Here is a 23219-nt window from a genome sequence, read left to right as displayed (position 1 = left end):
ATGGACCAGCTTTAGTTATCAGAGGTCGCACCATCAGGCGACAAGCCCAACCTTGCAATTGCATTGTCCAAAACCAACCCGAAAACTTGCGCCTGAGGTGACAGGACCTGGTCTGGCCGACGCATCAGCCCAACGGGACCGCGCGTTATCGACGTATCAAAAGGCAGCGCTACAAGGTGGCCATCGCTGATTTCATTGGCGACCACCCCTGCCGAGATAATCCAGATCGCATCGGTCTGTCGGGTATACACCCGTCCGAAAGCACCCGAGACAGTTTCCAGACGATCTTCGATTTCACCAATCCCATGCGCGATCATGAGGCGATCCACCAAGGGCCGAATTGCCGATCCTTCAGGCGGGTAAAGCACTTGCCACTCGGTAATCCGCCTGAGATCGGGGGCTTTCAGCAGTGGGTGATCCGCGCGCACGACAAAGACGACCTTCTCCTCGTAAAGCTGGGTAAAGGAAATGCCCTGCATGGTTTCAGGGCGACCCAAACGCCCGATAACAAGCTCCAGGTCGCCCAGACGAAGACGCTCCATCAAATGGCCATGTGGACCGTCGAAAACGCTCAGTCGGGCATTGCCCGCAAGTTCGGAAAACTCGGTGGCAACGGCTGGCATCAAACGGGCCGCAACCGAAGGCAGCACCCCGACCCGAAGACTGGCCCTGCCGCGCGCTTCGATCTGCTCCACACCAGAAAAGCCCTGCTGCAAAGCGGCCAGCGACATTTCGGCGAAATGCAGAAACACTTCGCCCTGCCGTGTCAGAGAAACACCCGACCGGTTACGGGACAACAGCACAGTGCCCAGAATATCCTCAAGCTCCTTAAGCGTCTTGGATATCGCCGGTTGCGTGAGAAACAGCTTCTCTGCCGCAACTTTCAGGCTTTTCTCGCGACATATCTCAATAAAACATTGAATATGCCTAACTTTGATGCGGCGATCTATCATTACTTTCCAATTATAGCAACTAAGTCCAAGTAGAACTCATTTTACATATCGAGAAATGACGTTCAATTATTAGACACGCGAAATCAGGAGAGCCAACATGCGCGTTCAGGTCGCGATCATCGGCGGTGGACCTTCAGGTCTTTTGCTCAGCCAGTTGTTGCACCGCAACGGCATAGACACCATCGTGTTAGAGCGCAAAACCAGGGAATATGTTCTGGGTCGCATTCGCGCTGGCATTCTGGAAACCGGTTTTGTGGAGCTGATGCGCGAAGCCGGTGTAGCAGATCGGATGGACAAGGAGTGTTTTGTCCATGACGGCACAGTGATCTCGTATGGCGATATCGAATTCGGCATCAACTTTAAAGAGCTGACGGGCAAACATGTGGTTGTTTACGGACAAACGGAAGTAACCCGCGACCTGTATGATGTACGCGATGCGATGGGCGGCAAGATTGCTTTTAACGTCGATTATCTTCAGATTCATGGGGCTGACAGCGATGCACCTTATGTGACGTATCAAGCGGATGGGACCGGACACCGGATTGATTGCGATTTTGTCGCCGGGTGCGACGGGTTTCATGGGGTGTCGCGTCAAACCATCCCGCTGACCGTGCGCCGGGAATATGAAAAGGTCTATCCGTTTGGCTGGCTGGGCGTTTTGTCCGAAACTCCCCCGGTCCATGACGAACTGATCTATGCCGGGTCGGAACGCGGTTTTGCGCTTTGTTCCATGCGCAATGAGAACCTCAGCCGTTACTACATTCAATGCTCGCTGTCTGACAGTGCCGATGACTGGACTGATCAAGCCTTCTGGCAGGAGCTGAAACGCAGGATTCCCGCGCAATATGCTGAGACACTGATCACCGGGCCATCTGTCGAAAAATCAATTGCGGCGCTGCGGTCTTTCGTGACTGAACCAATGCGCTGGGGCCGTTTGTTCCTGTGTGGTGATGCCGCGCATATCGTGCCCCCCACCGGGGCCAAGGGGCTTAACACGGCGGCAAGCGACATCCACTATCTGCACAACGCCCTGCTGCAATTCTATAAAGACCACGACAGCGAAGGCATCGACCGCTATTCCGAAAAAGCGTTGGCCCGAATTTGGAAAGCCGAGCGGTTCAGTTGGTCCACGACCAACCTGTTGCACCGTTTTCCGGAACAGAACGGCTTTGACCTGAAAATACAGAAGGCTGACATTGATTTCCTGCGCGAAAACAAAGAGGCCCAATCGGTGTTTGCACAAAACTACGTCGGGCTGCCCTACTGATGCAGATTGCGGCGCTGGATAACATTCACCTGCATTGGCGTGAGGATGGCGATCCAGATGGCACGCCTGTGGTGTTTGCCAACTCGCTGGGAACTGACCTGCGCCTTTGGGACAAAGTTTTGCCCTTGCTGCCCAAGGGGCTGCGCCTGATCCGGTTCGATCTGCGTGGTCACGGCCTGTCGGAATGCCCTCAGGCACTTTACAGCTTGGCTGAGCTGACAGATGACGCCGAGGCGTTGCTTGAACATATCGGGGTTCGCGACACGGTGTTTGTCGGCCTGTCGATTGGCGGCATGATCGGTCAGGCGCTGGCTTCGCGCCGACCAGACCTGATCCGCGCCCTTGTTCTTTCCAACACCGCCGCAAAAATGGGGACAGCCCAGATGTGGCGTGACCGGATGGGCGCAATCCGATCGTCCGGCATCGAGTCTATGGCTGACGCAATTCTGGACCGTTGGTTTGCAGCGGGTTTCAGGGCAACCGATAACGTGCTGCTTTGGCGCAACATGCTGGTGCGTACCCCTGTTTCTGGGTACCTGGGATGCTGCAACGCGATTTCAAATGTTGATCTTGAATCCATGACCTGGGCGCTGCGATTGCCAGTTCTGGCCATCGCCGGATCAGATGACCGCGCCTGCCCGCCCGAACTGGTCCGGCAGACCTGTGCTATGATCCCCGGGGCGCGCTATGCCGAAATACCCAACACCGGGCACCTGCCATGCGTGGAAGCCCCCGCCACCTATGCTGAACACTTGTCCGCATTCCTGATGGAGAACCGCAATGAGTGACAAATACGCGTCCGGTATGCGAGTGCGGCGCAGAATTCTGGGCGATGCCCATGTGGATCGTGCCGAAGCCGCCAAATCTGATCTGGACGGTCCATTTCAGACGCTTATCACCGAAGGCGCGTGGGGCACTGTCTGGGCTTCGGACGGGATCAGCGACCGTGAGAGATCCATGCTGACGCTGGCTTTGCTGGCTGCGTTGGGCAATTTCGAGGAAATCCCGATGCATATCCGCGCCACAGCCCGTACCGGCGCCAGCAAGCAGGATGTACTTGAAGCGTTTCAGCACGTCGCGATTTACGCGGGCGTACCACGCGCCAATCAGGCCCTCAGGCTGGCAAAACAAACGTATGACGAAATGGAACAGGACTGAATGGGAAACGCGCAGAAACCCCAGTTAGACAAAAAGGAAGTGTGATCCGACAATGTTGAAACAAGGTGAATTCTACCAGCGTGACCGCGAGTGGCACCCACCTGCACTGACGCCCGACTACAAGACCAGCGTGACCCGTTCACCGCAATATTCGCTGATTTCGCTGCAAAACTCGATCAGTGAGGTCACCGGCCCGGTTTTTGGCCACAACGATGTTGATCCTCTGGATAAGGACCTGATCTCGAACTATGCGCAGCCCGGTGAAAGCCCGATTGGCGAGCGAATTATTCTGCACGGCAGGGTGCAGGATGAAAACGGACGTCCGGTGCCAAACACGTTGGTGGAAATCTGGCAGGCGAATGCGGGTGGGCGCTATCGCCACAAGAAGGATACCTATCTGGCACCGATTGATCCCAATTTCGGTGGTTGCGGCCGCACCCTGACAGATGAAAACGGGTATTATTTCTTCCGCACCGTGAAACCCGGTGCCTACCCCTGGCGCAATTGGGTGAACAGCTGGCGTCCCGCCCATATCCACATGTCGATATTTGGAACAGGTTTTGCACAACGCCTGATCACACAATGCTATTTCGAAGGTGACCCGCTGATCGACAGGTGTCCGATCGTGAAAACTATTCCTGATGCCGATGCGATCAGCCGCCTGATTTCGCGGCTCGATATGAATTCAACGATCCCTCTGGATACCATCGCCTATAAGTTCGACGTGGTCTTGCGCGGTCGGCGTTCGACCCTGTTTGAAAACCGTTTGGAGGGGAACTGAAGGTGCAACAGCTGAATTATCTGAAGGAAACCCCCTCGCAAACAGCCGGGCCTTACGTCCATATCGGTCTGGCGCCTGGGGCTGCCGGATTTGAAATCTACAGGCAGGAGTTGGGCTGGGACATCGCCGGACCAAATGCCGAGGGTGAGCGTATTCGGATCGAAGGACTGGTCGTGGACGGGGCAGGATCTCCCATCAAGGATGTTCTGCTTGAGGCATGGCAGGCAAATGCCAGGGGCGTCTATGCCCATCCTGAGGGCGGCGGCGATGTCGAAGACGGCTTTCGCGGCTGGGGACGCGTCATCACCAATTTTGAAACCGGCGAATGGGCGTTCGACACTGTCAAACCCGGCCCGACACCGGGACGAAACGTGGGCCAGCAAGCGCCTCACATAAACCTTTGGGTTGTAGCCCGGGGTATCAATGTCGGCCTGAATACGCGTATCTATTTCGAGGATGAGGAAGAGGCCAACAGCAAGGACCCGGTCCTTAATCTCATCGAATGGGAACGCCGCCGCGCAACGCTGCTGGCCAGACGCACCAATAGGGACGGTCAAATTGTCTATCGCTTCGATATCAAGATACAAGGCGAAGATGAGACCGTCTTTTTTGATATCTGATTACTTGGTGCTGCCTTGCCAAGGCGGCACTCATTTCAGGAAGTCACCATGACCAAACCCTGCATCATCTGCGTGGCCATCACCGGTTCCCTGCCTACCAAAAACAACAACCCAGCGGTGCCGATCTCGGTTGCGGAACAGGTCGAAAGCACGCAAGAGGCGTTCGAGGCCGGGGCCAGCATCGTCCACGCCCATGTTCGCAACGATGATCAGACGCCCAGCAGCGACCCCGACAAATTCGCTCTCCTGAAAGAGGGTTTGCAAAAACACTGCCCCGGAATGATCATCCAGTTTTCCACCGGTGGGCGGTCAGGCGCCGGTCAGGCCAGAGGCGGAATGCTGCCCCTGTCACCTGATATGGCTTCGCTGTCGGTTGGATCGAACAACTTTCCCACCCGGGTGTACGAAAATCCACCCGACCTGGTGGACTGGCTGTCAGCCGAAATGCAAAAATACAAAGTCACGCCCGAGATCGAAGCGTTTGACCTGTCCCACATCCTGCAAGCGATCAGATTGCACAAGGAAGGCAAGCTGTATGGCAAGCTGTATGTTCAATTTGTCATGGGTGTCAAAAACGCGATGCCGGTCGACAGGGCCGTGTTCGACTTTTACGTGAAATCCATGCAGGATCGCGCACCGGATGCCGAATGGTGTGCCGCCGGGATCGGTCCAAACCAGATTGTGGTAAATGAATGGGCCATTGCTGCGGGTGGGCACACGCGAACAGGTCTGGAAGACAATGTCCGGCTGGATCGGAATACACTGGCGCCTTCGAATGCTGCGCTGGTCAATCGCGTGACCGAGCTATGCGCAAAGCACGAACGTCCGGTCGCCACCTGGCAACAGGCCCGCGAGATTTTGGCTCTTTGAGCGCAGGGAGGAATGGCACCATGACGATTGATATCCGCCCGCTTCAATTCAAAGGCCACATATAGGATGGAACAGCTTTCCACTCATCCCTGGCTCAGCGGGCTGTTTGAGGACCCGCAGACCTCAGAGATGCTGGGCGCAGAGACTCAGCTAAGACACATGCTGTCCGTCGAGGCCGCATATTCTGAGGTTTTGGCCGCGGTCGGCAAGGTACCACCAGAGGTGGCGGATACCGCGGCTAAACTTATCCGACAACACCGTCCCGACATGCGGGCGCTGCGCGACGGGACGTCATTGGATGGCGTGGTGGTGCCCTCGCTGGTGCGGTCACTCAAAGCGGCATTGCCCGATCATTGCCACGTCGCGCTGCATAAGGGGATGACGTCGCAGGATGTTGTCGACACCGCTCTGGTTTTGTCAATCAAAGACATTCTGGAGGTGTTTTCGGCCCGTCTTTCAGACCTGGTAGATGCGCTTGTGGCGCTGGAGCAGGCATATGGCGAACACGTGATGATGGGGCGAACCCGAATGCAGGCGGCATTGGAGATTTCGGTTGCCACGCGCCTGCGAAACTGGCGGTTGCCATTGGCCGATCACCAGAAACGCCTGACCGAATTGCAGCCCAGATTGCTTGTGCTGCAACTTGGCGGCGCCGTTGGCGACCGCGTTGGGATGCTCGGATCCGGACAGGCAATCGCAGATCATATGGCCGACAGGCTTGGCCTGGCCAGCTGCAATGCAAACTGGCATACCCGCCGGGACAATCTTGCAGAATTTGCCTCATGGCTTTCATTGATAACCGGATCGCTGGGGAAGATTGGTCAGGACGTGTCGCTCATGGCCCAGCAAGGGGTGGACGAGGTTTCGCTGACAGGTGGCGGCGGATCTTCGGCGATGCCTCACAAGCGCAACCCGGTCCGTGCGGAACTGCTGGTCGCACTGGCTCGTTTCAACGCAACCCAACTGTCGGGCATGCATCAGGCGCTGGTGCACGAGCAGGAACGTTCCGGCGTTGCCTGGACGCTAGAATGGATGATCCTGCCCCAGATGATCTTGGCAACGGGGCAGGCCCTGATCAGCTGTGGTACGTTAGTGCAACAGATCGAACGGATAGGCATCGTGGAGTGACTGCACTGGCCTCTGAGCCCGACGTTACTCAGGCGGTGCGTCGACTTGGCGTCACCGGTTTTGCCGCAGTAACTTATATATGTTAGCATCAGTGGAGCTGGCGTCTTGACTACACTGACAGTTGGGCGAACTGCTGAAACGGACGGATTTCGACAAGGCCGCCGAAACCGCCGACGGTAACGAACAGGCGTCAGGCCTGCCGCGACAAGATTGCCGATATTTCGGCAGAGATCGCCTCAACCACTTTTTCGTGCTGGGAAAAGCTGCGCGTCTTGAGCTGCATCATGGTCAGGTCGATCAAGGCGATCGAAAAGCCGAGATCGAGGATCAGGAAGGAAAGGTCATTGGCCTGTCTGCGGGCACGACCAACGAAAAGGCGATCAAGGCCATCATCGAAGAAAAGGGCCTGAACGTCGAAATCGTGCCGGTCAAAGATCGCAGCCGGTACTGGCTGGCGCTGGAAACGGACCGCATCGACGCTTATGGCTCGGACGATGTTCTGCTCTATGACCTGATCTCAAAGGCGTCCGATCCGACTGGCTATCAGGTCACCGGGCGGCACCTGTCCTTCGATCCCTATGCCCTGATGGTGCAGCGCAACGACTCCACGTTCGAACGTCTTGGACGTACGGTCATGGCCGGTCTGATGCGCTCTGGTGAGATCAAGGAGATTTACGCCAATTGGTTCGAGCCGGGCCCGACAAACATCGACATGCCGCTTTCCGATACGCTGGCGACCGCGTTCGAAATTCAGGCACTGCCAGAATAAGCAACAAAAGAAGGGGCGGGTACATCCGCCCCTCCCCAGCTGCGGCAGGGGGATGACAAGAACTATAATTGGGACTGGGGCGTTCTGTCCCGCGAGCCCTATTTCGGCTGGACCATAGTTATCTCGCTTCTGGCCTGGACAATCGCTTTTTCGGTGGGCTCAGCGCTCGGTATCTTCCGCACCTCATCCAACCCGGTCCTCAGGGCCGTTGGCACCACCTATGTAGAGATCTTCCGCAATGTTCCGCTGCTGGTACAGCTGTTCCTGTGGTACTTCGCTTTCCCCGAAGTCCTGCCGGATGACTGGTCGCGTTAGGTCAAGCGCGACATGCCCTTCCCGGCAATGACCACCGCCATTGTCGCTATCGGCCTTTATACCGCCTCGCGTGTCTGCGAACAGGTCCGTTCGGGAATCGAGGCCGTGGGCCGTGGGCAGCGCCAGGCAGGCCGCGCCATCGGCATGACCGAGGTACAGGTCAATCGATAAATTCTTCTGCCCAATGCCTACCGCATCATCATCTCGCCGCTGACAAGCGAGTTTTTGACGATCTTCAAGAATTCCTCGCTGGCGCTGACCATAGGTGTCGTCGAACTGACGGCGATGACACGACAGATCGAGGAATATACGTTCCAGGGGTTTGAAGCCTTCACCGCAGCAACTGTGGTCTACAGCCTTGTCACCTTCACGGTGATGGCGGTTATGCGGTGGGTCGACAGGATGACCGCCCTGCCCGGCACCTTCGCAAAAGGGGCTGCGCAATGACACTCGATTTCTCCGTCATTCCCGTCAATGGCGAACTGTTGTGGGACGGCATGAAAATGACCTTCCTACTGACGGGCCTCGCAGTGGCAGGGGGTATCGTCCTTGGCACGGTCCTTGCCCTTCTGCGCATCGCAAAGGTACCGGTTCTGGGCCAGTTCGCTGCGGCCTATGTCAACTTCTTCCGCTCGCTGCCGCTGATCCTCGTGATCTTCTGGCTCTTCTTCCTTGTGCCGCTTATCATTGGTCGACCTGTCGGCGCCTTCTCCTCAGTTCTCGTGGCATTTATCCTGTTTGAGGCCGCCTATTATTCCGAGATCATCCGGGCCGGCATCAACTCTGTCCGTCCCGGACAACTGGCCGCCGCGCGCGCCATCGGCCTCACCTACGGCCAGTCGATGCGCTATATCGTGCTGCCTCAGGCCTTCCGGGCGATGACGCCGATCCTGCTGACACAGGCGATCATCCTCTTTCAGGACACATCGCTCGTCTATGTCGTTGGCCTGCGCGATTTCCTTGTCAGTGCCGAGATCGTTGCAAACCGTGACCAGAAGCTGGTGGAAATGTTCCTCTTCGTCGCTGCGGTCTACTTCACCCTCTGTTTCCTCGCCTCCATGGGCGTCCGGTATCTGCAAAAAAGGCTTGCCACATGATCGAGATGAAGAATGTCAACAAATGGTACGGCAAGACCTTTCAGGTTCTGAAGAACTGTACCCTCAGCGTCGCCAAAGGTGAGGTGATCGTGGTCTGCGGCCCTTCTGGTTCGGGCAAGTCCACGCTGATCAAAACGGTGAACGGGCTTGAGCCGATCAATGATGGCGAGATCACCGTCGCGGGCACCTCGATCACCGCGAAATCGACAAATCTCGACAAGATACGCGCCCGGATCGGCATGGTCATTCAGAATTTTGAGCTGTTTCCTCATATGAACGTGACCGAGAACTTCAAGATCGGCCAGATCAAGGTGCTGGGGCGCGATCCGAAAGAAGCGGAGGAAAACGCGCTCGCACTTCTTGAGCGCGTGGGCCTGACGGAACATGCGCAGAAATACCCCTCGCAGTTGTCCGGCGGCCGGCAACAGCGGGTGGCGATTGCCCGCGGCCTTGCGATGGAGCCGATGGCAATGCTCTTTGACGAACCAACATCGGCGCTCGACCCAGAGATGATCAACGAGGTTCTGGACGTCATGGTGGAACTGGCCAAGGAAGGCATGACGATGATGGTCGTCACGCATGAGATGGGGTTTGCCAAGAAGGTGGCCGACCGCGTGGTCTTCATGGACCATGGCGAAATCGTCGAAGACGCGCCTTCGGCCGAGTTTTTTGGTTCCCCGCGAAGCCCGCGTGCTCAGGATTTCCTGTTCAAGATTGTCAACCACTGAAGCAGATCAGGATGTCGACAGCAGGCCAATTTATCTTCTAAGCCGGACCTAGATGCCCGAAAACACGCGCGGCGGAGCGACGTACGCCGCGCATTTGCGGACGAAGACTATGTTGCCAACTTTGAAATACAGTTGGGGAGCATAGGTGATCTGACGTTTGTTCCCATAAAACAGTTCGTTAACAGTTCGCAACTTGATCACATTGAAGCCCTGTCACTTCCCCAAGGATACAGTCTTGCACGCTTTTAACTTATAACCCCGGTACACTCTGTCCAGAACATGACTGAACGCGGCGTGCAGGTGGGCCGCGTCCTTTCTTAGCCGCTCATTCGTCAAAAGCTTGAAACTAATCTGCGGCGATTACTGTCTTTGCCCGACCTATAACGCCTTCAAACTTTGACGTAGGCTTCCGCTCGGTTATCAGGAAGTCACTTGCCGAAAGAGCTGGAAGATGCAAGGCCGGTTTGGGTTCGGATGCCTGGAACTTGGTCGAGTCCACTGCCATGAAACATCGTTCGCTGATCGCCTTCATTGCGACCGCAATATCGACTTCGCATTGTTCGAACACCAAAAAACCCTGTTTCGGATGCACACGCGACGCCGACAGGATCGAGTATTCCACCGACATATTTGCAATAACGTCAAAGGCCGCGCGGTCGAACGCTGCGCCGTCATGATTTCTAAGCTGTGTGCCCGCCATAAATACCCGGTTGCCGTTCCCCATCGCCAGAGTTGTTGCAATGAACGCTGAATTCGTCACCACGGTAAGATCTCTGCGCGCCTTGAGAGCCTGAGCCACAAAACCCGACGTAGATCCTGTATCAATAGCAATGGACGCGTTATCAGGCACAAGGTTCAAAATGGACTTTGCAATGGCGACTTTCGCCGCGCGGTTGGTTGTCATACGCGCGATGAAAGGGGGATCCAGAACCTTTTGGGTGCTGACCAACGCGCCGTGAACCTTGTCGATGTGCCCCGCATCCACCAACGGCTTCACAATTCGACGGATTGTCTGATCGGAAACGTTAAGCCTCTGCGCCAGGTCCATGACCGAGATTCGGCCATGAATGTTAACCGCGCTCAGGATGTCCTTTTCGTATTTCGACATTCAGCCACTCGGATGTTGGATTCTAACAGGATGAATTGTTGATACCTCCTTAAATCAACATATTTCAACAATCTTTTTTAATTTTTGTTGATTTCTGTTGGTCGATACGATGATCTGGCATCAAATTTGTCGACAGGGGCGAGGCCATGACAACCCATTCTGCAAAACACCTTATTATTGGCGGCGGCATCATCGGATGCTCAATCGCCTATCATCTGGCCCGGGCAGGTGAGACGGATGTCGTCCTTCTGGAAAAGGCATCTCTGACAGAGGGGGCAACATGGCACGCTGCCGGGCTGGTTGGGCAACTGCGGTCTTCCCGCAATACGACCCGGATGCTGAAACGATCGGTCGCGCTCTATGACCGGCTGGCCGACGAGACCGGTATGGAGTTCGACTGGAAGAAAGTCGGCAGCTTGCGGCTGGCGGCAACCAAGGAACGGCTGCTGGAGGCAAAACGTCTGGCGACAATGGCACGCAGTTTTGACCTGGAGATGGAAATCATCTCACCAGCCGAAGCGAAAGCCCTGTTTCCCTATATTGATGCCGACGGGTTAGAGGGGGCTGCCTTTATTCCATCGGATGGCCACGTTGACCCCGCTGGCCTGTGTCTGGCGATTGCAGCCGGTGCGCGGAGCCACGGCGCACAGATCAGGCAGGGGGTGAAGGTCAAGGATTTCGAAATCCGCAATGGCCGCATAACCAAAGTGATGACAACCAACGGCGACTATGAGGCGAAAACCGTTGTGCTGGCCTCGGGCATGTGGAGCCGTGAACTGGCCGCAAAACTGGGCGTCGTGGTGCCAGCCTGCGCTGTCGAGCACCAATATGTCGTAACAGAACCGTTGCCAGAGCCGGAATTGGTCAAGGGCCTGCCCACGCTGCGCGACCCTGAGCGTCTGGTCTATTACAAGCCCGATGCTGGCGGGCGTCTGGTCATCGGAGGTTACGAAGACGACACATTGCCATTTGGAGAGCGGGGCATTCCCGGAGAGTTCGTGCGCCAGTTGCTACCGGACAATCTTGACCGTTTCGCGCCGCTGGCTGAACTTGCCGGTGTCGTCACGCCTGTCGTGAACCAGGTCGGCATCCGGCAAATCATCAATGGACCAATCCCCTACTCCGCCGATGGTGATTTTGTCATGGGCTGGGCCCCTGAGGTTAAAAACCTGATGCTCTCGACCGGGTTCCTCTATGGTATTGCGGCTGGCGGGGGCGCGGGGGAAATGATCGCGGAATGGATTCTGAACGGGCGTCCAAGCCTGGATCTTTGGCCATTGGACGTGCGGCGGTTCAGCCCACATCATGCGACCAAGGCCTTTATGTATCCCCGAGCTGTCGAGCATTATGCGCATCACTACAAGATGCGCTATCCGGGCCAGGAGGCCGAGACCGCACGCAATTTGCGACTGTCTCCGCTATACAACCGATTGAAAGAACACGGGGCGGTCTATGGGTCAAAGAACGGGTGGGAGCGGCCCTTGTGGTTCGCCCCAGCTGGGGTTACCCCAGTGGATCAACTCGATTTTCTCAATCCCGGTTGGCATGTCTTCGCGGCCGAAGAACACCGCGCTGCGCGCGAAGGTGTCGTTCTGATCGACCAGTCGAGCTTTTCCAAGTTCGAACTGATCGGCTCTGGCGCGTTGGGTGTGTTGCAACACCTAGCGGTCTCAAACATGGACAAGCCGGATGGCAGCGTAATCTATACCCAGCTTTGTAACGACAAAGGAGGAGTCGAGGCGGATGTCACCATCACCCGCCTGAGGCGCGACCATTTCTATATCGTGACCGGCGCCGGATTCGGGGCGCACGATTCTGACTGGATCCGACGCCATCTGCCGCAAGACGGATCGGCACATCTGATCGAGGTTACCTCATCCCGGGCGGTGATCAATATCTGCGGACCAAAAGCGCGCGACGTCCTGCAGGCGGTAACCGAAGAGGATATCTCAAACGCTGCGTTTCCCTTTGCAACAGCGCGCGACATTACGGTCGGAGCAGCAAAAGTGCGTGCGGTGCGCATCGGCTATACCGGCGAATTGGGCTGGGAACTGCACATCCCAACCGAATTTGCACTTCATGTCTATGATCAGCTTTGGAAGGCCGGACAGGCCTATGGCATCCGCGACATTGGCTACCGGACCATAGACTCGCTGCGCCTGGAAAAGGGGTATCTTTACTGGAGCACCGATATCACCCCGGACTATACACCTGTAGAAGCGGGCCTGAGCTCTCGCGTCCACCTGAAATCCAAGGGAAGTTTCTTCGGGCGCGATGTTCTGGAGGGCCAGAAATCCAATGGCGCAGCACAGAAACTCTGTACCTTCGTGACCGAGGAAAAACTGCCGATGACCGGGGGGGAAACCATCCTGCACAATGGCGTAACCGTTTCGCGCGCCAGCAGCGGTGGCTATGGGCACCATGTCGGGAAAACGATCATCTACGGCTATCTTCCGGTGGCGCTGATGGACCAGACGGAATTCGAACTCGAATTGTTCGGAGACCGCAAACAGATCCACCGGGTGGATGGGCCTCTGTACGACCCGACCAATGAGCGGCTAAAAGCCTGAAAGGGAGGGCAGATAATGACTGACGGAAACACTGATCGTGTCCTGAGTGAACTTCGCAACCTGAAAGGTTTTGAGGAAACCTCAGCACAAGACAGCAAAATCAAACGGCTGGGTGGGTTGACCAATCTGGTCTACAGAGTGGAAACCGGCGGGCACACCATGATCGTTCGTATCCCCGGAGATGGCACTGCGGATTACATTGATCGCGGCGTTGAGATTCACAATGCCAAGGTCGCAGCCGAAGCTGGCATCGGTCCTGCTGTGCTTTGGGCGGATGCAGATACCGGTGTGATGATCAGTGATTGCATTGACGGTATCGTCACCATGACACCCGAGCTTTTCGCAACGCGCACCGGAGCGGCCGCACGTGCCGGGCATGCCCTGCGGCAACTACACGAGTCACCCCGCCCTTTCGAGTTTCGGTTCGAACTTTTTTCGATGATCGATGAATACCTGAAAGTCCTGTCAACAAAGGATATTTCCCTGCCCGAAGGCTATACAGAAATTGTCGCGGAAGCTGCGCCGATCAAACAGCTGCTGCAAGACAGGCCGGGCATGCTGGTTCCCAGCCATTGCGATCCGCTTTGCGAGAACTTTCTCGACAACGGTGACCGTATGTGGATCGTGGATTTCGAATATTCCGGCATGAATGATGCCCTTTGGGACCTCGGCGATTTGTCGGTCGAAGCCGGGCTGACCGAGGCGCAAGAAATCGAGATGCTGACGTCCTATTTCGGCGCGGCACCAACAGCGGCTCAATTCGGGCGAATGGTGATCTACAAGGCGATGTGCGATCTTCTGTGGACACTTTGGGGCTTGATCCAACATGCCGATGATAACCCGGCCGATGATTTCTGGGCCTATGCCACGGGTCGGTTCGACAGGTGCAAGGCACTGATGTTTGATCCTACTTTCGCAGCGCATGTTCAGGCAGTTGCGACCGAATAAAGCAGATGGATAAGTTGCAATCTTTTGGTGAATGACTGGCATGTGGAAATGAAAGATTGGTTCGGACAAATGGGTTTCGAACAGGTTTCACAATGAGCTCTTTGAGGGGCCGCAACATCCCAATAACGACGCCTCAATATATTGCGCAATTCTACTTGAGGCACACAGTTTCTTGTCGCAGTCGAACAGAGATCATGGCCGAACGCAGTCCGAGAGTTAATCAGGCGACCCTCAACAATCGAGTTTTTTTCACCGTTGGTCTTTGCACGGGCGCATTCGAAGGTACGCTCAGTGCAGAATTCCTGGCACTTGGCCCTAAGATTCTTCAACGCAACGGGCACGCGGCTGCTTCTTCTTCCATTCTGGGATGAAGGCGTCAAATTCACTAATTTTCTTCTGTGCGCGCGGTGAAGTAAGTCGGCAGCAACAAGGTCCTTCGTCAGATCTGAGCCAGTCATAGCGGAGAGCTGATTTTGGCTACCTTCCTCCCACGTGATCGCCGAGACTAAGCCTCTCATTCAGAAGTTTGCAGCGACACGAAGGAAGGAACCTAATTTGCCTTTCCGGGTTAAAAACGCTTTTAGTAGAAACTTAGCCAATGATAACCGTACCGGTTATGAAGTTCGCCTAGGTAAGCGAATCGCTGTTCCCGTCGGTCACAGGTACAGGATTTGCTGAAACAAGGCCCCTGAGAGCCGTCGAGCTCGACCACTAGAGAAGAAATGATGGATCAGAAAAATCACCCGTCTCAACTGGGGAAAGCAATTCGACGCCGCCGGAAAGCGCTTGGCAAAACACTTGTCGAAGTTGCGGATGAAGCTGATTTGACAACAGGGTTCATATCGCAGGTTGAACGCGGCATCAGTGCCCCGTCCCTGTCTTCGCTTATGGCAATTGCTGCATCTTTGAAGACCAGCATTGAACAGCTAGTCAGCGTTCCCGAGGAGTACACCGAATACGTTCGCAAAGATCGACGTCAAACCTATGCTTTGGGAGTCAACGGGCGGTTCTATGAAAAGTTGGGTCCGGGGTTTTCGGGGGCGCTTTTGTATCCGTGTATTGTTCATCGCCCTGCGGGTCACATGTCCGAGAAGATGTGTCACGAAGGCGAGACCTTTTGTTATCTGATTTCGGGTCAGTTGGAATATCATCTGGGTGATGAAGTCCACATCATGTCGAGCGGTGACACGATACATCACGACGCGTCCAAGCCGCATTATTCGATCGTTCTAGGAGATACCGAAGCGGTTGAATTGTGGGTGGATACGACGCCGATCAAAAATACGCCCAAGTAACAGCACCGGCTGAACAGCTCACCGAAAGTTCTCCGAATTCTATCGCGGGGTCGCACTTGAAAGTGCTGCCCAGAATGTCGTGGCGCATCCTGGGTTTCCAATCAATGCTCCTGTGATCGCAATATGCAGTTTACGTCAAACTAAAAGTTGTTTTAGCAGTATTGAAATTAATGTATACCGCCTTCATGCGATCGAGAATCGCTTTGGGAGGAACTCATCAATGAAACGTAATTTGATGGCAGCGACTGCCGTCGTGGCTACCGCAATGGCCCTACCTTTGTTCGCACAAGAGCGTGGTGGCATTCTGAATTTCGCCAGATATGACGGATCAAACCTGATTGACCCGATTTATGCCGATCGAAACCCTGACATCTGGATGGTTGGCAGCCTTTTCGACACGCTATTGCGCCCCAGTGAAGATGGAAACTCTGTCATCCCAGGACTGGCCGAAGAATACAGTATCTCCGATGATGGACAGTCTGTATCGCTTACCTTGCGCAGCGGCGTCTCCTTTTCGGATGGAACGCCTTTGACCGGAGAAGACGTTGTCTTTTCGCTGGATCGCGCCCGCAATCCCGATCTAAGCCCCTGGGCCGGACTTCTGGGATCCATCGACAATGTAAGCGCGGAAGGAAATGTCGTCTCGATCAGTCTGAAAGCGGCTGACCCGACAATCCTCTCAATGCTTGCCACTTTCACAACCGGTATTGTCTCCAAAGCCGTCTTTGAGGCGGCCGAAGGTTCCACTGACCAGGAAAAGTCCGCCGCAGTCTTTGCAGCCAAAGGCCCCGGTGTCGGGTCCGGCCCCTTCTATCTGTGTGGATTTGAGCAGGGAACCTCCATGGAGTTCTGTGCCAACAAGAATTATTGGCGCAAAGGGTCCGACGGCAAAGCGCTGCCTTACCTGGACGGCGTGCATTTCGAGGTCATACCTGATGACGCAACCCGGATTCTGAAGCTTCAGGCTGGTGAAGTGGATGCTGCTGAATTCATTCCGTTTTCACGTGTGCCGGAGCTTGAAGCAGACCAAGCGATCAACATGAACCTCTATCCGTCAACACGGATCATATATTCGCCGATCAACACGCGTGAAACCCGTGCTGACGGATCGCCTAACCCGTTGTCAGACGCTCGGGTTCGGCAGGCACTCAACTATGCCACCAACAAAGAGGCACTGATCGGGCTTGTGCTGCAAGGCGCTGGCAAGCCAATGACGTCACCACTGATGGCAGCGGCGACCCAGCTTTCCGCAGATCTTGGCCCGTTATATGCCTACGACCTTGACAAGGCCAAAGCTCTGATCGCCGAGGCAGGCGTAGCGCCGGGAACCCAAATCACCTTTACGACTTTGGCCGGCTCTGCGGATGACAGCACCATATTTGCGGCCCTTCAGCAGATGTGGGCTCCGTTGGGGATCAATCTGTCAGTCGAACAGGTGGATGGGCCGACACGTGGCGCCAAGAACCGCTCGGGCGAATTTGACATCCACACCTATGGCTGGGTGAATGACGTAAACGACCCCAGCCAGGTCGTCGGCTGGTTAGGTTATACACCTACAGCCAATGCGGTCGGCACTGGTTGGGAAAACGCGAAATTCAATGCTCTGTTTGAGGCTTCGGCAACAGAAATAGACGCTGAAAAAAGAGCGGCCCAGTATGCTGAAATGCAGGAAATATATGCAGATGCAGCCCCTTTGCTTTTCATGTATGAGACGCCCTTTGCGGTGGCAGTATCGACCAGCGTGGACGGATACATTCAGACACCACTGGGAAATAACGTCTTCGATCAGGCGACCGTCAGCCGCTGATCGCTTAAATGCCGCCGGCAGTACCTGCCGGCGGTACATTTGACGGAGGCCTTGATGGCAACCCTTCAATACACATTCAAACGCTTGTTGTTGATGATCCCCACATTCATCCTCGTGATGATCATCATCTTTGTTCTGGTTCGTCTTCTACCGGGGGATCCGGCCATCGCCATCGCAGGAGACCGGGCTTCGGATGCCGATCTTGCTGCTATCCGCGAGAGGTTGGGACTGAACGAGCCGCTGTTGGTGCAGTTTTGGCTGTTTCTGACAAATACGATGCAAGGCGATTTGGGCCGGTCTATCCTGATGCGCGCACCGGTTACTGAAGTCATCATCAACCGCCTGCCGACCACGGCTTTTCTGACGATCTATGCAGTTCTCATGTCTTTGTTGATTGCAGGACCACTGGCGTTTGTTGCAGCTCTGAACCGCGGACGGTGGCCCGACGCAGTGATCCGTACAGTGTTCCAGATAGGGTTATCGATGCCTGTGTTTTACATCGGTCTGATCTTGCTGACTTTTCTTGCCGCCCAACTGCGGTGGTTTCCGGTTGGCGGCTATGGCGACACCTTTATGGACAGGCTGTATCATCTGTTCCTGCCTGCCGTAGCGGTGGCGTTGTACACGTCGGCGATCATCATGCGAAACCTGCGCGCCGCCATCATCGAGGTCCTTGATGCCGAATACGTTCAGTTTGCCCGAGCCAAGGGTTTGCCCGATAGGCTGATCTTGGGGCGCCACGTGTTACGTAACGCACTGATTTCGACCGTTACACTTTTGGGTCTGTCTATCGGCAACCTCATGAGTGGAACGCTGGTTACCGAAACAGTTTTCGCCGTACCCGGTGTCGGACGCTTGATGCTTGAGGCGATTTTCGCGCGCGACTACCCGCTCATCCAGGGATTGACGCTGACATTTGCGGTTCTGGTCTCGGTCGTATTCCTGCTTACGGACCTGTTTCAAAGCTCGTTGGACCCGAGGATGCGTTTGACATGACCGACACTGCCACTTCTCCTGGTGGGGCGGGCGTACCGCCAAAGACGCGCATACCAGCGGCGCTACGAAAACCGGGTTTCATAATAGGCCTCTGCATCATTGGAATGTCGACTTTGCTTGCGATCATGCCAAATGCGTTTGCCCCGTATGATCCAAACTTCATCGATTACACCGCGGTCCGACAGCCACCAAGCTGGGCCCATCCCTTCGGCACCGACCTGCTGGGGCGCGACAGTCTGAGCCGCGTTATTTCAGCCTATTCGGTAAACATGCAGATGGCAGTCCTTGCCACAGTCTTTGCCCTGATCATTGGCGTCGTGGTTGGCGCGCTTGTCGGCTACTACCGCGGGATCGCTGATATGATCTTCGGGCGTGTCGTGGACGCGATCATCACGTTCCCATTTCTGGTTCTGGTCATTGCAGTCGTCGCCGTACTTGGGCCGGGCTTGGTCAATATGTACATTGCGATAACGGTTGTTGGTTGGGTCTACTATGCCCGGTTAATGCGAGCCGAGATCATTGCGCAGATGGGAAACGACTATGCCGCTGCTGGCATCGTCATGGGATACTCCGACAGGCGCATTATCTTTCGCCACCTTCTGCCGAATGCGATTACGCCGGTTATCGTCTACTGGATGACGGATATGGCGCTGGCAATTCTGCTGGGTTCGTCACTTGGGTATCTGGGTCTTGGCGCACAGCCACCGCAGGCGGAATGGGGCGTCCTGATCGCGGAAGGACGCAATTTTATCACAACGGCCTGGTGGTTGAGCCTGATGCCCGGGATCGCGATCGTTATCACAGGTCTTGGATTTTCCCTTATTGGCGATGGGTTGGCAGACCTGCTCAGGCCACGCGGGTAAGGAGTTGGCAATGACAGGCAATCAGCAACCTATCCTCGAAGTGAAAAACCTTAGTACAACCTTCTGGAAAGAAGGGACCCCTTTGCCAGCCGTGCGAGACGTGAGTTTTTCCGTTCGACGTGGCGAAGTCCTGGGACTGGTCGGTGAAAGCGGTTCTGGCAAGAGCGTCACTTTGCGCTCGGTTCTGGGGCTATCGCGGCGCTATGGCGAAGTCACAGGAGTTGTGAATTGGCAGGGGCAAAACCTTGTTCCGCTTTCCGAACGAAAACTGAGGCGCATTCGCGGTGGCGAAATTGCGATGATCTTTCAGGAGCCGATGACATCGCTTAACCCATTGTTGACGGTTGGCATGCAACTGACCGAGACGTTGAAGGCGCATACCGACCTCAATCGCGCGGCGCGCCGTGACCGGGCGGTTGAGATGCTGGATCATGTAGGGATTCCATCTGCCGCGTCACGTTTGAACGAATACCCACATCAGTTTTCAGGTGGTATGCGGCAGCGCGTTATGATCGCGATTGCTCTGGCAGCTAACCCGAAACTGTTGCTCGCGGATGAACCAACCACCGCATTGGACGTTACGATTCAGGCGCAGATTCTTGATTTGATCCTGTCCTTGGCCGATGAGCTTCAGATGGGCGTGGTTCTTGTCACGCATGATCTAGGTGTGGTCGCTCAAACCTGTGAATCCTTGGCTGTCATGTATGCCGGACGGGTGGTTGAACAGGGGGCAGTGCGTCAGGTTTTGAATGCACCACGTCACCCTTATACTGTTGGACTGATGCGGTCTGTTCCTCAGAATGTGCCGCCGCGCACACCGCTCTATTCGGTGCCGGGCACGCCTCCGAGCCTCGAGAGATTGCCTGTCGGATGCGCCTTTGCCCCACGGTGCCACAGCACAGTCGACGCGTGCCTGAACGCGCGCCCACCCTTGTCGGCAATATCCGAGGGCCGTCATGTGGCGTGCTTCAATCATGTGCCTGCAGCTCAGGGAGACGTCGCATGACAGATACGGTCATGGAGATAAACGATGTGGGTCTTCAATTTCATTTGTCACGATCGGTTCTTGATCTGATCCGCCAGCGACCCGGGCGGGTTGTCAACGCGCTGAACGGTGTCAGCCTCGAGCTCAAGCGAGGAGAAACACTGGGCGTTGTCGGCGAGTCTGGGTGTGGCAAGTCCACGCTCGCGCGTTGCATCGTTCGGCTTCACCAGCCTCAGGCCGGCAGTATCCGTTTCGCAGGAAAAGATATCTTTGACCCGAAATTTCGTAATGAGCGCGACTACAACCGTCGCGTTCAAATGATGTTTCAGGATCCTTATTCGTCCCTGAACCCCCGGATGACGACTGGTCAGATTCTGTCCGAGGCTCTTAGTGTTCACAAGATGCGTCCCGAGAGTGAAATTCCTTCGCGCGTTATGGAACTGTTGGATCTGGTCCGCCTGCCACAGGACACCGCACACAAATTTCCACACGAGTTTTCAGGGGGGCAGAGGCAGCGAATTGCTATCGCACGTGCGCTGGCAGTCGAGCCGGAAGTTTTGATTGCCGACGAACTGGTTTCAGCGCTGGACGTTTCAGTACAGGCACAAGTCGTCAATCTTCTGCTTGAATTGCAGGACAAACTGAACCTTACAATTCTTTTCGTCGCACATGACTTGCGACTTGTACGTCACGTCTCGAACCGGGTGGCCGTAATTTATCTGGGCCGGATTGTGGAGATCGGCGATAGCGAAACCTTGTTCTCCGATCCCTCACATCCCTACTCCCAAGCTCTGCTCAGCGCTGCGCCTTCGCTTGATCCGGATGACAAGGGCAACGTCATCCGACTGGAGGGTGAGTTGCCGTCACCAATGAACGTACCGCCCGGATGCCCGTTCCACGTGCGCTGTCGTTTTGCCACAAGTCTTTGTCAACGCGACGTTCCCGCACTCAGACAATTTAGGGAGTTTGGAGAGGTCGCCTGCCACCACGCGGAAGAGATCAAAGCACATGCTGGATAGGTTTCATTTATGTCCGAGCGAAAGAATTTCGCTGTTCCGCGACCAAATGAGCGTGCAGGACCTGGATGCCTTTGTACTACCACGATTTGATGCCCATCAAGGCGAATACGTCGCACCGCATGACGAACGTCTGGCGTATCTGACCGGGTTCACCGGATCTGCCGGACTTGCCTTTGTAACACCTGAGACCGTCGCCCTTTTTGTCGATGGTCGATACAGCTTGCAGGCTACGCAAGAGTGCAAAGGCGCGTTGTTCTCTCATCATCATCTTCATGGCGAGACGCCCGAAGAGTGGCTGAGAAAAGAGATGCGTACAGGTTGGCGCCTCGGATATGACCCGATGCACATACCCCCGTCGTGGTTTGACCGGTTTGACGCAGCTTGCAAGGATGTGGGCGCAATGATGGTGCCGCAACAAGTCAATCCGGTCGACGCGGTTTGGACAGATCAACCAGCGCCACCCTGTGGTCGTGTGACAGTTTTACCGTCGCAGATTGCCGGGAAAAACTGTGCAGAAAAATGCTCTGATCTGGCGAACTATCTGGTTCAGCGACAGGCCGACTTTGTTGTCGAAACACAACCTGACAATATCGCCTGGTTACTGAACATCCGCGGCGCGGATGTTGGCTATAATCCGGTAGTTAACTCCTTTCTTCTGGCACATCGGGACGGGACGCTGATTTGGTTTGTCGATCCGCAAAAGCTGGATGATTTCGTAGAGAGTGCATTGCCCTCAAATCTTCAGATAGTTCCACAGGTAGAGTTTTTGCCCACGCTCAAGGCCAGATTTCGGCCAAATCAGCTGGTATTGGCTGATCCGGATTTCTCACCTGTCGCCGTAAGACAAACCATCGAAGAAGCCGGTGCGAAACTTGGTTCTGAACGCAGTGTGATTACCCGGACTAAGGCATTGAAAAACACGATCGAACTGGAGGGTCTTCGAACCTGCCATTTCACCGACGGAATCGCGTGGGCAGAATTTGGTGCCTGGCTTGCAGACACGGTTCCCGTTCGCGCCGAAAGTGGTGACCCCCTGACCGAGCGTGAAGCAGAGCAAAAATTGAAGGCGCTGCGCTGCGCACAGCAAGGTTTCCTAGGTGACAGTTTTCACGCGATCTCAGCGGCAGGCGGGAACGCGGCGATGTGCCACTATAGCGCGACCGCGGATCGGAATGATCCTATCCAACCGGATCAAACCTATCTGATGGACAGCGGCGGACAATACGAGACGGGAACGACCGATACCACCCGGTGCTATGCTTTTGGAGCACGGCCTGACGGGTATGATGAGGCATACACGGCAGTCTTCAAGGCCTTCTGTGCCTTGGCCACCTTGCGATTCCCGCCTGGTACCCAAGGGCACCATATCGACGGGATCTGCCGCCGCCCTTTGTGGGATCTCGGGCTGGACTATGACCATGGGACCGGTCACGGCATCGGCCATCGACTGTCAGTGCACGAACACCCGCAGAGAATAGGAAAACCCTATAACCCGATTGATCTGGAACCGGGCATGGTCATGTCGATTGAACCGGGGTTTTACAAGGCCGCCAGCTTCGGCATCCGCATAGAAAACGTCTTTGAGGTCGTCACAGAAGACAACGGTTTCCTTGCCTTCCGCAATATGACGTTTGTGCCAATTCAGACTGACATGTTGATTGTTCAAAACCTGACTATGCCCGAGCGGCACTGGTTAAATCAATATCATCGTCAAATCAGACAGATGCTTTCACCGCGATTGAGCGATCCCGCAAAAGAGTGGCTGACAAAAGTGACGACTGCAATCTGAAACACGAAGCGAACTTTTGGCCGGGCTGTATGCTGCTGTGCGGCGAAACGAGTGGCGACGTTTCCAACCGTCAGAATACCAAGCCGATAACGGCTCGCGCGTGGAGTAAGAACAATAAGATGTGCCGGGATCGCCGAAGCGGGTGGTTTTGGT

24 protein-coding genes are annotated in these 23219 nt (G+C 55.5%); 22 read left to right on the top strand and 2 right to left on the bottom strand.

All coding sequences use genetic code 11. From position 1 onward, the window contains the following. Positions 1-11: 11 nt before the first annotated feature. A complete protein-coding gene (pcaQ, locus tag ACR0JI_RS18220) occupies positions 12-953 on the bottom strand; it encodes a pca operon transcription factor PcaQ (RefSeq protein ID WP_480477641.1) in 942 nt (313 codons plus the stop codon). A 97-nt stretch (positions 954-1050) separates the two neighbouring features. Between pcaQ and pobA the strand changes: the two genes are divergently transcribed. From pobA to ACR0JI_RS18155, 13 genes are all read left to right on the top strand, one after another. Next, complete coding sequence (gene pobA / locus ACR0JI_RS18215) at positions 1051-2220, top strand: 4-hydroxybenzoate 3-monooxygenase (protein WP_480477643.1); 1170 nt, start codon at positions 1051-1053, stop codon at positions 2218-2220. Further along, positions 2220-3008, top strand: coding sequence for a 3-oxoadipate enol-lactonase (gene pcaD / locus ACR0JI_RS18210; RefSeq protein WP_480495861.1), 789 nt, complete (start codon positions 2220-2222; stop codon positions 3006-3008). The genes pobA and pcaD overlap by 1 nt, the downstream gene beginning before the upstream one ends. Then, the gene (gene pcaC, locus ACR0JI_RS18205) at positions 3001-3378 is read left to right on the top strand and encodes a 4-carboxymuconolactone decarboxylase (RefSeq protein ID WP_480477645.1); all 378 of its coding nucleotides are present in this window, start codon (positions 3001-3003) and stop codon (positions 3376-3378) included. Before pcaD ends, pcaC begins: the two co-directional genes overlap by 8 nt. Before the next feature lie 52 nt (positions 3379-3430). Further along, positions 3431-4159 carry a protocatechuate 3,4-dioxygenase subunit beta gene (gene pcaH, locus ACR0JI_RS18200; protein ID WP_480477647.1) on the top strand — a complete coding sequence of 243 codons (729 nt, stop codon included), beginning with the start codon at positions 3431-3433 and terminating at the stop codon, positions 4157-4159. A gap of 2 nt (positions 4160-4161) precedes the next feature. Continuing rightward, positions 4162-4779: a protocatechuate 3,4-dioxygenase subunit alpha gene (pcaG, locus tag ACR0JI_RS18195; RefSeq protein WP_480477649.1), complete on the top strand. Its 618-nt coding sequence runs from the start codon at positions 4162-4164 to the stop codon at positions 4777-4779. A 48-nt stretch (positions 4780-4827) separates the two neighbouring features. After that, a complete protein-coding gene (locus ACR0JI_RS18190) occupies positions 4828-5649 on the top strand; it encodes a 3-oxoadipate:acetyl-CoA acetyltransferase (protein WP_480495859.1) in 822 nt (273 codons plus the stop codon). Between the two features lie 66 nt (positions 5650-5715). Next, positions 5716-6777, top strand: coding sequence for a 3-carboxy-cis,cis-muconate cycloisomerase (locus ACR0JI_RS18185; RefSeq protein WP_480495857.1), 1062 nt, complete (start codon positions 5716-5718; stop codon positions 6775-6777). A 121-nt stretch (positions 6778-6898) separates the two neighbouring features. Beyond that, entirely contained in the window at positions 6899-7546 is a 648-nt protein-coding gene (locus tag ACR0JI_RS18180; protein ID WP_480495855.1) for a type 2 periplasmic-binding domain-containing protein, read from the top strand. A gap of 39 nt (positions 7547-7585) precedes the next feature. After that, a complete protein-coding gene (locus ACR0JI_RS18175; protein WP_480495900.1) occupies positions 7586-7861 on the top strand; it encodes an ABC transporter permease subunit in 276 nt (91 codons plus the stop codon). Between the two features lie 12 nt (positions 7862-7873). Further along, positions 7874-8032 (top strand): hypothetical protein, encoded by a 159-nt coding sequence (locus ACR0JI_RS18170; protein WP_480495854.1) that lies wholly within the window; start codon positions 7874-7876, stop codon positions 8030-8032. Continuing rightward, entirely contained in the window at positions 8033-8308 is a 276-nt protein-coding gene (locus ACR0JI_RS18165) for an ABC transporter permease subunit (RefSeq protein WP_480495898.1), read from the top strand. Then, complete coding sequence (locus ACR0JI_RS18160) at positions 8305-8958, top strand: amino acid ABC transporter permease (protein ID WP_480495852.1); 654 nt, start codon at positions 8305-8307, stop codon at positions 8956-8958. The genes ACR0JI_RS18165 and ACR0JI_RS18160 overlap by 4 nt, the downstream gene beginning before the upstream one ends. After that, positions 8955-9686, top strand: coding sequence for an amino acid ABC transporter ATP-binding protein (locus tag ACR0JI_RS18155; RefSeq protein WP_480495850.1), 732 nt, complete (start codon positions 8955-8957; stop codon positions 9684-9686). Before ACR0JI_RS18160 ends, ACR0JI_RS18155 begins: the two co-directional genes overlap by 4 nt. Positions 9687-10032: 346 nt before the next feature. Here the strand turns inward: ACR0JI_RS18155 and ACR0JI_RS18150 are convergent, their stop codons facing one another. Beyond that, on the bottom strand, positions 10033-10794 hold the full coding sequence (locus ACR0JI_RS18150; RefSeq protein WP_480495848.1) for a DeoR/GlpR family DNA-binding transcription regulator: 762 nt from the start codon (positions 10792-10794) through the stop codon (positions 10033-10035). A gap of 146 nt (positions 10795-10940) precedes the next feature. On the opposite strand from ACR0JI_RS18150, the gene ACR0JI_RS18145 reads away from it, so the two are divergent. The 9 genes from ACR0JI_RS18145 (at position 10941) to ACR0JI_RS18105 (ending at position 23066) form a co-directional block, all read left to right on the top strand. Next, entirely contained in the window at positions 10941-13364 is a 2424-nt protein-coding gene (locus ACR0JI_RS18145; RefSeq protein WP_480495846.1) for a GcvT family protein, read from the top strand. A gap of 15 nt (positions 13365-13379) precedes the next feature. Continuing rightward, entirely contained in the window at positions 13380-14312 is a 933-nt protein-coding gene (locus ACR0JI_RS18140) for a phosphotransferase (protein WP_480495844.1), read from the top strand. 725 nt (positions 14313-15037) lie between these two features. Next, a complete protein-coding gene (locus tag ACR0JI_RS18135; protein WP_480880178.1) occupies positions 15038-15607 on the top strand; it encodes a helix-turn-helix domain-containing protein in 570 nt (189 codons plus the stop codon). A 220-nt stretch (positions 15608-15827) separates the two neighbouring features. Further along, entirely contained in the window at positions 15828-17414 is a 1587-nt protein-coding gene (locus ACR0JI_RS18130; RefSeq protein WP_480495840.1) for an ABC transporter substrate-binding protein, read from the top strand. A 54-nt stretch (positions 17415-17468) separates the two neighbouring features. Further along, the gene (locus ACR0JI_RS18125) at positions 17469-18410 is read left to right on the top strand and encodes an ABC transporter permease (protein WP_480477675.1); all 942 of its coding nucleotides are present in this window, start codon (positions 17469-17471) and stop codon (positions 18408-18410) included. After that, entirely contained in the window at positions 18407-19273 is an 867-nt protein-coding gene (locus ACR0JI_RS18120; RefSeq protein ID WP_480495838.1) for an ABC transporter permease, read from the top strand. The genes ACR0JI_RS18125 and ACR0JI_RS18120 overlap by 4 nt, the downstream gene beginning before the upstream one ends. A gap of 10 nt (positions 19274-19283) precedes the next feature. Then, the gene (locus ACR0JI_RS18115) at positions 19284-20279 is read left to right on the top strand and encodes an ABC transporter ATP-binding protein (RefSeq protein ID WP_480477679.1); all 996 of its coding nucleotides are present in this window, start codon (positions 19284-19286) and stop codon (positions 20277-20279) included. Next, complete coding sequence (locus ACR0JI_RS18110; RefSeq protein WP_480477681.1) at positions 20276-21277, top strand: ABC transporter ATP-binding protein; 1002 nt, start codon at positions 20276-20278, stop codon at positions 21275-21277. Before ACR0JI_RS18115 ends, ACR0JI_RS18110 begins: the two co-directional genes overlap by 4 nt. Further along, positions 21267-23066: an aminopeptidase P family protein gene (locus ACR0JI_RS18105; protein ID WP_480495836.1), complete on the top strand. Its 1800-nt coding sequence runs from the start codon at positions 21267-21269 to the stop codon at positions 23064-23066. Before ACR0JI_RS18110 ends, ACR0JI_RS18105 begins: the two co-directional genes overlap by 11 nt. Positions 23067-23219 lie beyond the last annotated feature (153 nt).

It is taken from the genome of Ruegeria sp. N10 (assembly GCF_056531545.1).
Note: the sequence above shows the minus strand (reverse complement) of the source record. Positions and strands in the feature narration are given on the sequence as shown.